Below are 15918 nucleotides of genomic sequence, written 5' to 3' on the forward strand. Positions count from 1 at the left end.
TAATGGATAAAGATTTACCATATAAAAAGCCTGGGCCATACGGCGCCAGGCTTTTTATATACTTACTCTCTCTCGCATAATTCAATCATCAACAACCGCTTCAATCCTATTTCTGCCCTACAATAAGCGGCTGCCGTTCTTTGGTACCGTTATATTCAATTTCAATATAGTACATACCTTGTTTCAACCCGCTAATATTGAGCTGGGCGGTTCCTACATTGCTGAATTTCTGTTGCTTCACACGGTTACCCATCTGATCAAATACAGAAATCACCTGTATTTGTGCGGCTGTTGACGAGCCGGCAGGTTTCAGCATATTGTCATCCTGTTTAGGTGAGATGGTGACGGTATTGACCGCCGGGTTGGGCGATACGGCGAACAGCGTCATCGGGCAGGGAGCGTAGACGGTGACGCCGTCTGTCACCGTTTCACCGCAGGCATTTTTGGCTGTAATTTTAACGCTGCCGCCACCTTTTACAGATACGTAGGAGCCGGATGAAGTAGGGCTGTAAATATAGATTTCGCTAGTGCTGCCACCCGGCATGGAAGTCCATACGTAGTTCGTCAGCGGCATATTGGGGTTTGCGTTAATGTACCAGTCCTGCCAGCCGCCGCTTCTGCAGGAGCCGCTCATACTGCTGGAAAGCGCCATACTGGGGATGGTGGATAATGATTTGGAAACAGTAACACAGTTAGGCAGACTGGCGGTTAGAGTGAACAGGTTGCGACTCAGATAAGTAAGCGTTACGGAATTACCTGATGGCGACATACTCACGGCGCTGGGGTCACTTACGCTCCAGGTAACCGTCTGCCCGGCAGGAACACCAGTGCAGGTATAAGTAGCGGTGCTGCACAAGGCATCAGGGCCGTTTAACACCAGCGGCGCACTCGGCCCCGCTGCCCCTACTCCTACCGCATACCAGGCATCCTGCACGGCTTTCACCTGGCAGCTGCCGGCGCCGTACAGATCTGTTGCCGCGCTGATCATCGCCGTCCTTGCTGCGGAAAAACCGCTGTTGGCATTCAGGTAAAACTGCTGCGCCCTCCATACGATATTGGCCGCAACGTCCATGGATTGCCCGGTAACCCTGTAAAAGTTTCCTAAATCATTCGTGCCGGAACCACCCTGGGAAAGCAGGTAAAACCAGTGGCTGAACACCGTGCTGTTGGTGTGAATGGCCGCGGAGGAAAATGGATCGCCGTCCCAATAGGTGCCGCCGTAGGTATCCGGGTTGTTCTTTTTGTTGGGATCTCTCAGGCTGCGTAAGCACGTATAGTCTTTGACGATATACTCGCCTATCTCCCAGATGTCGCAACAGGCGCCGGCCCAGCTTTCCACCACGGCCGCCCAGATGTCGCTCAGGCCTTCATTCAGCATACGCGCTTCCAGCGTGCCGTTTAAGGAGCAGGTATATTGCGTGATGCCATGCGCTATTTCATGAGCTACGGCGTCAATGGACACCACAGGTTTGAACTGCGTGGCTCCATCGCCAAACAGCGCCCTCCTCATGGTAGGGTCCCAGCCGGCATTGTCGATATTACCTGCGTGGGCATAGCATTCCAGGGTAGCGCCCAGGTTGTCGTAACTATTGCGGTTACGAACGGTAGCCCAGTAGTCGAATACCGTTTCAGCGCCCCAGTGTACGTCGTGGCCGGCATTGGGAGTCGTCCAGCTGGTGGTGGTATTGGTAAAATCCGTTGCGCCGGGGTTGGTGGAGGAAGTGGAACCATGGTTGTCAAATGTATGGATGTTGGCCGTTCGGCCATTGGTGGTGCGCACTTCACGCAGGCGGTAGTTGCCGGCGCTGAAGTTATCCATGGTAACATTGCGCGTACCCCAGTATAAGCATGCCACTGATCCCGGTACATTTACGTGGAACAAACGGGATTCTTTGGCGAGGATGCGGCCGCTGGCGGCGTCTACAAATACGTCCAGGTCGAGGTCAGGTTCCAGGGCTTTGATGTGAAACTGCCAGGCCAGCCGGTAGGTACGGGTAAATTTTTCGTCTTTAAAGATGAGTAATGAACCTTTAGGATATAAAGTAGCATTGGGATTGCGCTCTACTTCCCGGAAACGCGCCTGTGCGGCTTCGTCCTGCCAGGCATACCGGGTCGCGTGCACGTCGCTGAGGGCTTTGGCCAAAGCAGCGCTTTCATCCAGGCTCACGTCAACGGATACGTTGCCTATGTCCGCCAGTTGCCCGTCCACGGATTCGATCACGCCGTCCCTGCCATGTACGGCATAGCTGCCGCCCCGCACGGGATAGCCCTTGTAATATTGGTTGAAATACTGGTGACTGCGCCCATTATCTTCCGACAGCCGTTTGGCAAGGCGTAAACTGTCTTCAGAACGGAGCTTCAATACAGACCTTAGAAATACAGGCGCTTCAGCGGCTTTTACAGGGCGTTGTTTGGGATCTAGCCGGATGGCGGCTACTTTGCCATTGCGCGTAGTGTCCAGCTCTACTACCTGTTGCGCAAAGAGGGATACATGCAGTAACAGGGTACAGCTCAATAGGGTAAACTTCATTTTCATAAATACGGTTTAAAAGTGATGAAACAATTTTAACCGTACTCACTGCCATAATATGGCAATGTGTAAGAAATGAAACTGACCCTGATAAGTTGGTGATAAAAAAGAGGGTTGTTGACTACAGGTGCTTTTAGGAAAAAGTGGGGATGGGGGCCTGATAATAAAAAACGGATGTAGCCTCCTAACAGCTACATCCGCTTTTATACTGATCAAATTCAGGCGCCAGCAATGCTGCCTCATTCATCTACTTTACTTTATCAACCACATCCTGTCATTCTGCGTATCCGACCCGTTAAACTGCCGTTGCAACGCAGCCTTCAAATTACTCTCATTCGCATTATACTCCGACGTCGGGTACTTCCACCGCACCGGTATCATCTGCGCATTCTTATTCGCAGGGCCTACCTCAAATACCGGCACTCCCGTACGGCGGTTCTGATAGAACGCCTGGCGGCCGGAGTTCTGGAAAAATGCCACATACTTCTGCTCCAGGATCTGCTTTAAACCAATCGCTGTATTGCCGGCATAAACCACCTCCGGACCGGACAGGAACCCATCCTGTGCTGCGGCTGCCACATTGTAAAAAGCCATATTGGCACGGATCCCGGCTGTATAGTATGCATTAGCATCTCCACTAACCCAACCCCTGTTAATAGCCTCGGCAATGATAAAATTCACTTCGGCAGCGCCGAGTTGGATACAGGGCACGCCGGAAGGCGTTACTTCCCAGAAGTCGAAATTCAGATTGGATAATTTACCCGCGGTAGCCAGGGCCTTCAGGTCCGACTGAATCATACCTACTGACCCGCCCCTGAAGGAGGTGAACTTGGTAGCATACGCCGGGTCGCCGCTCTTCTTCGCCGAATCCGTAGGCAGCGCCATCACAAATAAACGCGGGTCGGACGTGCGTTTCAGGATATCCACAATCGTGCTGGCGAGGTTATTGTCATTATCCCGCTTAATCACAATACCGTCTGCAGGCCATAACGGGTAGTTATTATCACGGGCATTCCCGTTGTACAACAGCTGGAAGTTATCCGCATTGGTAAGTATCAGCGGGTATTTGGCAGGGTTGCTGACGATGGCGGCAAACTGCTCTTTCACCTTCAGGTCCGCATTATCATCCGCGCGTTTGCTCAAACTCATTAATACCCGCAGGCGGAAGGAGTTGACAAGCTTTTGCCATTTGGCCAGGTCCCCTTTGTAGTAGAAGTCGCCCTCTACCTTTACGTTGCCGGCTACCAGCGGCGTCAGCTCCGTATTTACAGAGTCCAGCAATTGCAGGCAGTAACGGTACACTTCCTTCTGCTCATCATATTTAGGGGTAAAATTACCTTCGGAAATACCTTTGATGGCGTCTGTCATGGGTATATCCCCATACATTTCAGTAGCCCTTACGAGGAACCAGGCTTTTACAAACCGGGCCAGCGGCACATAGCCTTTTGCTACATCGCCATACTTGGCGGACTCCAGCAACAGCTGGCGTACATCACGTAAACGGTCGTACGCCGAAAAACCTTCTCCGCTGGTAGTCCAGTCGTACGGCTGGCCGTAATAGTAGGAGTTGTTTTGCGTGGCGTACTGGTTATGGCGTTGCACATCATTCCAGGGGCCGTCTTTCATGTTGAGCAGGATGCCGGTGAATATCAGCTTGGGATTACCATCGTACACGGCCGCCGGGTCTTTTTGCAGGGTGCCCATTTTCTCACAGCCCCACAATCCGGTAACCAGCGCGGCGCCCAATAAATATTTAGATATAATCGCTTTCATGTTTCTTTCAGTTTTTAGAAGGACAGGTTAATGTTCACACCATAGCTCTTCACCGCAGGCGTCTGGAAACCGGCATTGTCAGAAGTGTACTGGTCCAGTTCCATATTCTTGTTATGCTTGCTGGTAAAGTACAGCAGGTTGCGGCCTACCAGGGAAATGCTGGCAGTGGAAAAGAATTTGGTACGTTGCAACAGGGCGGAAGGGAAGTTGTAGGACAATACTACTTCGCGCAGTTTTACGAAGGTAGCGTCGTGTACGAGGTTCCTGTCAGCGATGTAATAATCGGTCGCCCAATCCCGCCACAATACCGGCACATCGTTCGGCGCATACTTCCTGTCGTCGGAGATGATGTTGCCATCCCTGTCCGCATTGAGCTTACCTGAAACTACTTTCTGGCCTTTGGTCATTACGCTTCCGTTCCAATCAGGATTGTTGCGGTTGGTCCAGTCCAGGAAACGGTATTCGCTGGCGGATGCCGGCGCCGTGCCCGACTTCCACTGGTAATAATCCACGTAGTTGGAGATCAGTCCTCCGAAACGGCCGTCCACCTGCACGCTCAGCCCGAAGTTTTTGTAGCGGAAACTGTTGTTCATCCCCAGCATAAACTTGTTGTCTTCATAACCAATCTTCGTCTGGAACGGATTGTATAGCGGCAATCCATCGTTGCCCACGAGGATATTCCCCTTGTCATCCCGCTGGAAGTCCGTGATATAGTAGCTGTCATACCGGTCCCCGATTTTGATCATATCTATGCGCTGCTGTATGCCATCAATCTCCTTGAGCCAACGGTGATTGGTTGACCAGTTCACCATTACATCCCAGTTGAAATCTTTTTTACGTACAGGCGTTCCTGTTAGGGTGATTTCAGCGCCTTTGCGGATGAAGGTATTCGCGTTGCGCTGCACGGTATTTACGCCGGATGCGGAGGATACCGTTACGTTCACCACGCCGGGGCCTTCGATATTGCGGTAGTATGCCGCGTCAATACCCAAACGGTTGTTGAAGAAATTAGCCGCCACGCCTGCTTCCGCGGTCTGTACGCGACTCGGCAGGATGTCCGGATTATACAGCGTGCCGGTATAGGTAATCCCTACGTTGTTATCCCAACGGGTACCGCTGGTGCTGTAGAAAGGCAGGAGCTTGTAAATATCGTAATCGCTGGAAGTATTGGCCAGGTCGCCCGCTACGTTGGCATAGGAGCCACGCAGCTTCAGCATGGACACATAGTCCGGCAGGCGCAGCATTTCCGACAGCATGATGCTCAGGGAAGCGGAAGGATAGAAGTAGGTATTGTTCTTCAACGGCATGGTAGACGACCTGTCGTACCTGCCGGTCAGGCTCAGGAACACCATGCTTTTCCAATCCATATCCAGGAAGCCATAGAGGCTGCCCACCTGTCTTTTTCCAAAGTCGTTGGAAGGGCTGTTCTGCTCTTTTGTATTGGCCAGGTCGTACACGCCTGGGGTAATGAGGCCGCCCTTCGTCGTACCGCTAAGGCTGCTCACTTTCACAGTTCGCAGGTTCGCCATTACCGACCCGGTAAAGTTGAAGCTGCCGCCGATTTTATCTTTATACGTGAAGCCGCCTTCGGTGTTGTTCTCCCAGAAATAATCATAGAGTTCCCGGTAGCCACCCACGCGGCGGTATGGTTCGTAGAAGTCGGCCGACATCGGATAGCGCCAGGATTGCCGGCGGTTCCAGGTACTCACGTTTGTGCGTACTTTAAAATCCAGTTTGGACGACAGGTGATATAACATTTGCAGGTGCCCGTACACATCGTCTTTATTATACGAGTGCAGCGCCTCATTGGCAATCAGCCAGGGGTTGTTGTAGATAGTATATTCCCTGTTGTATTGCTGCACGTTTTCTTTACCGGGCTGCCAGTAATTACGCAGGTCGTTGATATCATAATCCACCCCGCCCCATACGGTAATGAGGTAAATGAGGCTGCTGGGGCCGTAGCCCAGGCTGGGATAGTTAGGCGTGTATTGCTTGCTGTAGTTGATAGCGCCTTCGATGCGCAGTTTATCCCCTACGTTTACCCCGCCTGTGAAATTGACGTTGCTGCTGCCGTATTTGGTGTTCGGCACCTGTCCGCGCTGCGCCACCTGCGAAAAGGAGATGCGCAGGTCGCCTTTGTCATTGGCGGTGGAAATAGCGACGTTATTGGTGCTGAGTAAACCATTGCGCAGGTAGTTGGTCAGGTTGTCCTTACCTCTGGCCAGCCATGGAATAGGCGTCAGCTCCCCGGTAACCGGGTCCTTGGGGGAATTATACTGGGTGATCAGCTGCCCTTCGAAGCGCGGCCCCCAGATGTTGTAGTCCGCATCGTTCAAACCGCCGCCGCGGCCGTCTTTGAAGGCATATTCAAAATCGTCGCCGGGGCCGTATTCCGTCTGATATTTCGGGATTGCGTTGTACCCTGCCTGTAATTGTGTACTGGAATTCACTTCCACTTTAAAACCTTTCTTATCCGCCTTGGCGCGTTTGGTGGTGATTACGATCGCGCCGTTCTGGCCGCGGGAGCCGTACAGCGCCGCAGCGTTGGCGCCTTTCAGCACGGAATAGGATTCGATGTCATCTGCATTCAGGTTCCAGGAGTCGGAGCTTACAGGCACGCCATCCACTACGATCAGCACGTTGCTGCGGCCGCGGAGCTGGATGCCCGGATCGCCGAAGAGGTTGGGACTGGGCGTAATCACGAGGCCGGCCACCTTACCGGTAAGGCCGCTCACGGGGTTGGGCTCACGGGCTTTCGTGAGGTCCGCCCCTTTTACTTCCTGTACGGAATAACCCAGGGCTTTTTTTTCTTTCTTGATACCCATGGCGGTAATGATCACCTCGTCCAGTCCTGCTTTGGCAGGAGTGAGTACTACGCTGACCGTACCGCTGCCGGTAACAGGAATTTCCTTTGTTTCAAAACCCATGAAGCTAACCACCAGCACGCCGTTTTCAGGCACCAGGAGGTGGAAGGAGCCGTCCGCAGCGGATACCACGCCTTTGGACGTACCTTTTACCAGCACGGTAGCCCCGGGGATGGGATTGCCTGCCTCGTCCAGCACCTTCCCGTTTACATCCGCAGGCGGGAGCGCCGGCGGCGCGGGGGCATGGGAGGCCGCTTCCGGCTGGAGTTTGATCACCACTGTTTTATCCACAATGGTATAATTTAAAGGCTGCCCGGCCATACAGGCGCCCAGCACCTCTTTTAGTTCGGCATCCTTTACGTGTAAGCTTACACGGCGTCCGGCGGACAAAACCCTGTTGGTGTAAAGAAAGTCAAAGCCCGTCTGCCGGCTGATTTCTTTAAACACCTCCTTCAGCGGCGCATTATTTTTGGAAAGCGTGATCCTGGCTTGACCAAAGCTGGCAGCGTTTACCTGCAGCATAAAAGCTAGTATAAAAATAGAATTCAGTTGCATCACACGAATAATTGTGATCTGGCAAAGGCTACGCCTGTGCGTACCTTTGATTAGAGTGCGCAAATACATACTTTTGTTACTGTTTGGGTAGTGTTGAATACGTTCTGTCAAAAATGTGGAAAGCATTATCTCAAACCTGCCGGCGGTGTTCCAGACCTCCGGCATTTTTTTTAATGCTGCGAAATAGACTAGTTGCTTTTCATGGTATTAGATTTTTGGTTGTTAATTGGTTACAAGCTATTTTCCTACAGTCACTGTTCTTCCCTGGATCGTAAAGTTGGCCTCGCCGGTAAGGGTGAGTAGTTTTAACACCCCTGATATGCTCACCGTCCTGCTCACTGTACCATTTAACCGCATGTTCAGCGTATCGCGGAAGGTGAAGTCCACATCGTACCAGCGCTCCAATTGTCGCATAGCGGTTCGTATATCCGTATTGTTGAAATAAAAACGGTCATTTTTCCAGGCCAGCGCTTCTTCCAGGTCTGCCGCTGCGATCGTTATTTCAGGATCGTTGGCGGCGACAGTGGCTTGCTGACCGGGTTTCAGCAAGGCGCGGGCGCCGCGGTGGTTCACTGCCAGGGCACCGTTTACCAGGGTGGTTTTCATCTGCCCTTCCTCGGCATAGGCCATTACGTTGAAGGAAGTGCCCAGCACCTGCAATTCCATATTGTTCACCTCCACAATAAAGGGATGTTTGGCGTCCTGCGCGATCTCGAAATAGGCTTCGCCGGTCAGCTGCACCCTTCTCTCCTTGCCGAAGGCCAGCGGGTAGCGTAAGGTGGAAGCGGAGTTGAGCCAGATCTTGCTGCCGTCCGACAATACCAGGGAGTATTTGCCGGCTTTGGGGATGCTCATCACGTTAAATTGTTGCTGCGCGTTGGCGCTGCTGCCATCATAGGCAATCTGCCCGTTTTGCTGTTTGCTGATACGCGCGCCGCCCTGCGTAGCCAGCACGCCGTTGGCGGCGCTGTCCAGCGAAATCTGCGTGCCATCTGCCAAAGTGAGCATAGCCCTGTTCCCGCCAGGAGGAACGTCGTTGGTCTGCACGGTTGCCGGGGTAGCAACAATGGATGACCGGGTATGATAAAAGTAATAGGTAACAGTAGTGGTAAGTAGTAAGAGCAGTACTGCCGCAGCAGCCATCATAGCGCGTCTGGAGATCGCCTTTAAACGGGAAGGCGGCGCGGCGGCGAGGAGTTGTTCAAAACGCTGTTCCCAGCGGGCGGGGTCATCTGCGGCAAATACCAAATGCTGGTTTCTACGGGTGGGATTATCTGCAGCAATTCCTTGCTGGTTTCTACGGGTGGGATCATCCCCAGCAATTCCTTGCTGGTTCCTGCGGGCAGGATCATCTCCTCCAATCCCCTGCTTCCCGCGAGTACCGTCATCCGCAGCCAACGCCTGCTGCTGCTCCCATCGAATACGCAGCATCGCAACAAGCGCCTCATTGTCAGGCTCCTCATTCACCCACTGCAATAGCTGATGCAGCTCCTCCCGCGTGCAGGTATTATTCAGGTATTTTTCTACAATATGTTTCCAGTCTGCCTCCGGCATAGATGATTTGTTCACTGTTATAAGTATTGACGACAGATTTTAACCGGACAACTATGCTCCGGGAAATTTTTTTTAAATATGGCTGATGATAAACGCAATAAAGGCCGTACTGCCCAGGTCCAGGTGCTTTACCAGGTAGTTCCGGATAAATTGCTGGCTGCTCACGATATGGTTGTTCACTGTATTTTTGGAGATATGCAGCATAGCCGCAATCTGGTCGTGCGAGTACCCATGCTCCCGGCTGAGGATATATACCTGCCGCCGCTTGTCCGGCAGCTGGTCCATCGCTTCCCTCAACCGCGCTTCATAGTCGCGGAGCAATAACCGGGAATCCGCATACGCATCGCTCACCGGCTGCAACTCCTCCCACAACGCCTGCTCCAGCTCCGGGCTACGGGCCGCCGCCCGCAAAAAGTCCACCGATTTGTTGTAGGCTACCTTAAACAGGAAACCGTCTATATTTTTTACCCATTGCAGCAACTCCCGCTGCTGCCAGATACGCAGGAATACATCCATTACAATCTCTTCTGCCACCTCGCGCGACTTCACCATGTTCAGGATAAATCCATACAGTTTTGGGCGATTGGTGTCAAAAAAGATCCTGAAAGCCGCTGTATTTCCTGTAGAAACAGCTGTCAATAAATCTTCATCTGTCATGACATGCTTCATGAATCCGGTCCACTTTGTGCCAAAACTATTGAAAAACGACCGGCTTTCCATGTAGCCTTTTGTACGTCCATCCTTTTTTTTATGAACAACCGTCCGTCCTTTTGTATCTTGACCCATTAAAATCTGACGTCTATATTAGCGCTTATGAGAAAGTATGTACTGGGCTCCCTGCTGATGGGAACCGCCCTTATGACCTATGCGCAACAACCATCTAAAAAACCGCTGGACCACAGCGTGTACGATGGTTGGGAAACCGCGGGAGCAAAAGTTATCAGCAACGATGGACAATGGATCGCTTATACCATCAACCCGCAGGAAGGGGATGGCCGCCTGATCATCTTTGACCGTAAAACCGGCAGGGAAACAATCGTGCCTCGCGGCGCGCTGCCGGTGATCACCGAAGATTCAAAATTTGTGATCAGCACCATCAAAGCCCCCTTCAAAGATGTGCGCGAAGCCAGGATCAAAAAGAAAAAGCCGGCCGACATGCCCAAGGACTCACTGGTGATCGTAACACTGGCCACCGGTCAGCTGCAAAAATTCGCCAACGTGAAATCATTTAAAACGCCGGCCAAAGGCAGCGGCCTGCTCGCCTTCCTCGCTGAAGCGCCGGCCGCCGATACCGCCAAAGGCAAAAATGCCAAAGCGCCGGCTAAAAAGGATACCGACCGTGAGGATGATGATAAACCCGGCAGCGATAAAAACGAAACCGGCATACTCGTCATCCGCCAGCTGCTGACCGGCGCGCAGGATACCATCAAAAACGCGACCGCCTACACGCTCAGCAAACCGGGCAACTCCATCCTCGTGGCCATCAGCGGGAATAAAAAAGATTCCCTCTCCCGCACCGGCGTGCTGCTCTGGCATACCGCCAGCCGCAAAGCAGATACGCTCAGCCGCGGCTACGGCGATTATAAACAACTGACGCTGGATAATAAAGGCGAACAGGCTGCCTACCTCGCTACGCGCGACAGCGCCAAAGCCCTGCAGCAGTTCTATGCGCTGTATTACTATAAACCCGGGGCGGACAGCGCCGTGATCGTTGTCGACAAACAACACAAAGCCCTCCCCGTCAAATGGACGGTAAGCCCGCACGGCAACCTGAACTTCTCTGAAAATAACGAGCGCCTGTTCTTCGGCACGGCGCCCATTCTCCCTCCGAAAGACACTACCATCGTAGACTTCGAAGTGGCCAAGGTGGATATCTGGAACTATAAGGACGATTACCTCCAACCCATGCAGCTCAAAAATGCGGATAAGGAACTGAAAAGGACCTACCTCGCCGTGTACTATCCCTCTGCCGGCAAGGCCGTACAGCTGGGGGATAAAGAGCTGGAAACAGTGGTCACATCCAAAAAAGGCGATGGCAAATACGCGCTCGGTTATACGGACAAAGGTGAGCGTGTACGCGTTCAATGGACGGGCCGGAGTTTAAAAACCGCTTTCCTCGTGAATGTAGCGGACGGTAGCCGTAAACCGGTAAAGGACAAATTGGACGGTATGTACTCCATATCTCCCGAAGGGAAATATATACTCTGGTATGACCTGGAAAACCGTAACTGGTGGACGTATAATAACGAAACAGGCCTTACCGCCAATATCTCCGCGAAAGTGCCGGTGAAATTATACGACGAGGAAGACGATCATCCGGACCTGCCGGAACCTTACGGCCTCGCCGGCTGGATGGAGCAGGACAACTACGTGTACGTGTACGACCGTTATGATGTTTGGCAGCTGGACCCTTCCGGCGCCAAAGCGCCCGTGAACGTAACCAACGGCTATGGCCGCAAAAACGCCGTGAGCCTGCGCTTTGTACGGCTCGACCCGGAGGAGACCGCCTACAAGCCCGGCCAAACCCGCATCATGACCGCGTTTGCGGATACCACCAAATACAACGGCTACTTCTCCATGCAGCTGCCGGGCGGTAAAGCGAAAGTAAGCAACCCCGTACAGATAGTACTGGGCCCTAACAGTTATAACGACCTGTCCAAAGCGAAGAACGCCAACGTATATACCTATATCAAAGCCAGCTACGTAGCCTCTCCGGATGTTTACGTGGGCACGGCGATCGATAAGGCGGTGAAAATCTCCGCCACCAACCCGCAACAGCAGGAATACAACTGGGGCACGGCGGAACTCTATAAGTGGACCACCTTCAGCGGTAAAAAAGCAGAAGGTATCTTATACAAACCGGAAAACTTTGATGCCAGCAAAAAATACCCGGTAATATTCTATTTCTACGAAAAATTAACGGACGGACTCTATAACTACCAGCCTCCCGCTCCTACGCCTTCCAGGCTGAACATCAGCTTCTTTGTGAGCCGCGGCTACCTCGTGTTTGCGCCGGATATCACCTACGAACCGGGTTACCCCGGCAAAAGCGCCTATGAATATATCGTAAGCGCCGCAGAGGACCTGGCCAAACAACCTTTCGTGGACGGCAAACATATGGGCATCCAGGGCCAGAGCTGGGGCGGTTACCAGGTGGCTTACCTGATTACCCAGACCAACCTGTTTGCAGCCGCATGGGCAGGCGCCCCGGTGGCAAATATGACCAGCGCCTACGGCGGTATCCGCTGGGAAAGCGGTATGAACCGCCAGTTCCAGTACGAGCATTCGCAGAGCAGGATCGGCGCTACCCTTTGGGAAAAGCCGGAGCTCTACCTGCAAAACTCCCCGCTGTTCTCCCTGCCTAAAGTAACCACGCCGCTGGCCATTATGGCCAATGATGCAGACGGCGCAGTGCCCTGGTACCAGGGGATTGAGCTGTTCACCGGCTTACGCAGGCTCGGCAAACCGGTTTGGATGCTGAACTATAATAATGAGGCGCATAACCTCGTACAACGGCAAAACCGTAAGGACATTTCCCGCAGGGAACAACAATTCTTTGACCACCTCCTGAAAGGCGCGCCCGCGCCGGTGTGGATGGAATATGGCGTGCCTGCTACAGAAAAAGGCGTTAACTGGGGCTTTGACCTGGTAAAATAAACGGCTATACGAATTCAAAAGGGTGTTTCCGGATGCGGGAACACCCTTTTTTTATTCGCTTCCCGAATAATAAAAAAAATTATTTATATGAATAATTAACATATATTTACAATACCATCATATCCGTATGATGATCCTATGCAGCCATAATATCCTATAAACCAGCAACATTGTGCCTATGAACTTCCATATTTATCACCCGGAAGACGCATTGCGTCCCTATGTTAAGCAGTATTACTATTGGGAAGACAATACCCGTGGCGTGATCCAATTGCCGCAGAGTTTATTTGCGCTGGGCGACCAGTACATGGTATTTATCCAGGAGGGCGAAGCCACCGTTAAGCCGGCTAACCATCCTGCCTATACGTTGCCTGCCAACGCGATCATTGGCCACTTTACCTGCGCCTGCCAGCTGCAGGTCAAAGGACCGGTGAAAATGGTGATCGTCCAGCTGAATGTCTATGGTTGTTACAAATTGCTGGGACTGGATACGCCGGCTTTCACCAATTATTACCGTAACCTGGACGTAGTTTGCGGCGCCATGTGGACCAACATCGCTGCCCGCCTCGCCAGGGTAAGAACCGCGGACGGCATCATCCCGATCCTGAACAACGCCTTCCGCAACTGCCTCGAAGCCGGTAGCCGCTCCCTCCGCCAGGTGGATGAAATGGTGGATTACCTCGTAGCCCGTAAAGGCAACGTTTCCCTGGATGAGCTGGCGCATATTTTCCACCTCTCCCGCCCGACCATGGAGCGTGTATTCACCTCCGTTACCGGCATCCCGCCACAGCTCTTCACCCGCATGACAAGATTTAAGACTGCCCTAAAATCTTTACAGCAGTTAAATTTCCCTCAATGGCAGGTGAGCATGAGCCGCAATATCTATTACAACCAGGCCATGTTTGTAAAGGATTACCTGCTGTTCAACGGCGAATTACCTGATTATTTTGAACCCGTGGCTACCACCATCGCGCACATGCCTACCGGCAACCGCCAGATGGTAGCAGTTGCGAGTTAACGACGAATAAATTACCTTGGGCCTTCGCAAATTAACCCGGTATGACTACAGCAATTTTCGAAGGCCCATTTAGTATTTCCACCGATAACAGTAAACTGGATATCCCGCTGATCCAGCGCTTCCTCAGCCAGGACAGCTATTGGGCAAAGGATATCCCCATCGATGTGGTGGAAAGGATGATCGCCGGCTCCCTCTGCTTTGGCGTGTATAAAGGCGATGCCCAGGCCGGCTTCGCCAGGTTGGTGACGGATAAAGCCACCTTCGCTTACCTCTGCGATGTGTTTATCCTGCCGGAATACCGCGGCCAGGGCCTCTCCAAATTCCTCATGCGGGTGATTATGGATTACTTTGAATCGCAGCAACTGCGCAGGATCTTACTCGCCACCCAGGATGCACACGGACTCTATGCCCAGTTTGGCTTTAAGCCGCTGGAAGAGCCGCAGCGCTACATGGCGGTGGGTAAACCTGACCTATATACGAAAAAGCAATCCTAAATGCCGGTTTTTCCCTACCTTTCCGTCCTCAAATAACTACCTATGCAATATTCAGCAAGCTGGTGGCGGGAAAAGCTGCAATTACAGTCCCACGTGGAAGGGGGCGCCTTCCGGGAAACCTATCGCTCCGAGTGGATGTTGGATATGCGCACGCTGCCGGCCGGTATGTCCGGCAACCGCAACGCCTCTACGTGCATTTATTTCCTGCTTGAATATGGCGAGTTTTCAGCCTTTCACCGCATCGCTGCGGATGAAATCTGGCATTTTTACGACGGCCATACGCTCACGATCTATGAAATTGAACCGGGCGGCAACCTCATTACCCATAAGCTGGGGCGGGATTTCGACAAAGGCGAACGCCTGCAGGTGATCATTACGGCCGGCAACTGGTTTGCCAGTCGCACCGAGGTGGAAGGCGGCTATGCCCTCACCGGTTGTACCGTAGCGCCGGGCTTCGACTTCGCGGATTTCGAACTCGCGGAAAGAGCGCCGTTGCAGGCGGCTTATCCGCAACATGCGGAGCTGATTGCCACGCTGACCCGGTAAGGATAAAAGTTTTTTGTTTATTTTTTGGGGGAGATGTCTAAGCGGAATCAGCAACCACTGCCCGTAAAACAACCTTTTCCGGCGCGGCACAGGCCGGTTGACACGTGGCCTCCTCCGGCCCCGTGTTCCCATTAAACGCCTGAAAGCTAATCCCGCGAAAGGCAGAACGGTTTCGCCACTAACGGGAACAGCCGTACGAAAACCAGGTTCCCTGTTTTTTTGTAAATTTCAATCATGAAGAAAATTATCTACCTACTGGTATTTATTGTGATAGCCATCCTCATGTTCTGGCTGGGCCGCTACTTCGGCGGCAAGCACGTGAGCCAGCAGGTTATCTCCAATGGCCTTATCGTAAAGGAAATCGCAGAGCTGTCCAGCCTCGATGTGCAGGGCACGGCCAGCATCAAGCGCAGCAACCTCGAGGAAGGCGCCACCGGCTGGACGGACAACCTGAAAAAAACCTTCCTGGAAAACACCATCTGGGTGACCATCCCCTACCAGGCCAAATTTGGCGTGGATATCAATGATAAAAATTTCAAGGTAGATATTAGCGAAAAGCGCATCACCGTGCAACTGCCGTCGCCAAAGCTGCTCAGCTATGAGCTAAAGGTGGACCGCATGGAAACGGCCAACAGGAAAGGGCTCTTCCTCACCCAGGACGATGAGACCTATACGGATGTACAGAAAAAACTTTACCAGACTTCCAGGGCACAACTGGAAAACAATCCTGCTTATATCGAACAATCCAAAGGAAAAATCGTCAAAATCATGCAGCAATACTATGCGCCCTTCCTGAAGGACCATGTGCTGGATGTGCGCTTCGAGGGCGATACTGCCCGGCTGAGCGGCGCAACGCTGCAATAACCGCTTCTCAGGCGGTATGACACTGCCGTTGGTTCTTCAGCCGGCAATCCCCAACGGCATTCC

10 protein-coding genes are annotated in these 15918 nt (G+C 52.5%); 5 read left to right on the forward strand and 5 right to left on the reverse strand.

Annotation, left to right across the window (positions count from 1 at the left end; genetic code table 11):
• Window positions 1–106: 106 nt before the first annotated feature.
• From BOC67_RS21890 to BOC67_RS21910, 5 genes are all read right to left on the reverse strand, one after another.
• On the reverse strand, window positions 107–2536 hold the full coding sequence (locus tag BOC67_RS21890) for a M4 family metallopeptidase (protein WP_291913651.1): 2430 nt from the start codon (window positions 2534–2536) through the stop codon (window positions 107–109).
• Between the two features lie 246 nt (window positions 2537–2782).
• Window positions 2783–4303: a SusD/RagB family nutrient-binding outer membrane lipoprotein gene (locus BOC67_RS21895; RefSeq protein WP_291913654.1), complete on the reverse strand. Its 1521-nt coding sequence runs from the start codon at window positions 4301–4303 to the stop codon at window positions 2783–2785.
• A 14-nt stretch (window positions 4304–4317) separates the two neighbouring features.
• Window positions 4318–7689, reverse strand: a complete 3372-nt coding sequence (locus BOC67_RS21900) for a SusC/RagA family TonB-linked outer membrane protein (protein ID WP_291913655.1) — start codon at window positions 7687–7689, stop codon at window positions 4318–4320.
• Window positions 7690–7959: 270 nt separating this feature from the next.
• Window positions 7960–9291 (reverse strand): FecR family protein, encoded by a 1332-nt coding sequence (locus tag BOC67_RS21905; protein ID WP_291913657.1) that lies wholly within the window; start codon window positions 9289–9291, stop codon window positions 7960–7962.
• Window positions 9292–9348: 57 nt separating this feature from the next.
• Window positions 9349–9945, reverse strand: coding sequence for an RNA polymerase sigma factor (locus BOC67_RS21910; protein ID WP_291913660.1), 597 nt, complete (start codon window positions 9943–9945; stop codon window positions 9349–9351).
• Between the two features lie 144 nt (window positions 9946–10089).
• On the opposite strand from BOC67_RS21910, the gene BOC67_RS21915 reads away from it, so the two are divergent.
• From BOC67_RS21915 to BOC67_RS21935, 5 genes are all read left to right on the forward strand, one after another.
• On the forward strand, window positions 10090–12933 hold the full coding sequence (locus tag BOC67_RS21915) for a prolyl oligopeptidase family serine peptidase (RefSeq protein WP_291913661.1): 2844 nt from the start codon (window positions 10090–10092) through the stop codon (window positions 12931–12933).
• Between the two features lie 178 nt (window positions 12934–13111).
• Window positions 13112–13951, forward strand: coding sequence for a DUF6597 domain-containing transcriptional factor (locus BOC67_RS21920; RefSeq protein ID WP_291913663.1), 840 nt, complete (start codon window positions 13112–13114; stop codon window positions 13949–13951).
• A 41-nt stretch (window positions 13952–13992) separates the two neighbouring features.
• Complete coding sequence (locus BOC67_RS21925) at window positions 13993–14445, forward strand: GNAT family N-acetyltransferase (RefSeq protein WP_291913665.1); 453 nt, start codon at window positions 13993–13995, stop codon at window positions 14443–14445.
• A gap of 42 nt (window positions 14446–14487) precedes the next feature.
• Window positions 14488–14991, forward strand: a complete 504-nt coding sequence (locus tag BOC67_RS21930; RefSeq protein ID WP_291913667.1) for a cupin domain-containing protein — start codon at window positions 14488–14490, stop codon at window positions 14989–14991.
• 234 nt (window positions 14992–15225) lie between these two features.
• Window positions 15226–15855 (forward strand): DUF4230 domain-containing protein, encoded by a 630-nt coding sequence (locus BOC67_RS21935; protein ID WP_291913668.1) that lies wholly within the window; start codon window positions 15226–15228, stop codon window positions 15853–15855.
• Window positions 15856–15918: the final 63 nt, after the last annotated feature.

It is taken from the genome of Chitinophaga sp. CB10, assembly GCA_001870995.2.
Lineage (GTDB): Bacteria > Bacteroidota > Bacteroidia > Chitinophagales > Chitinophagaceae > Chitinophaga.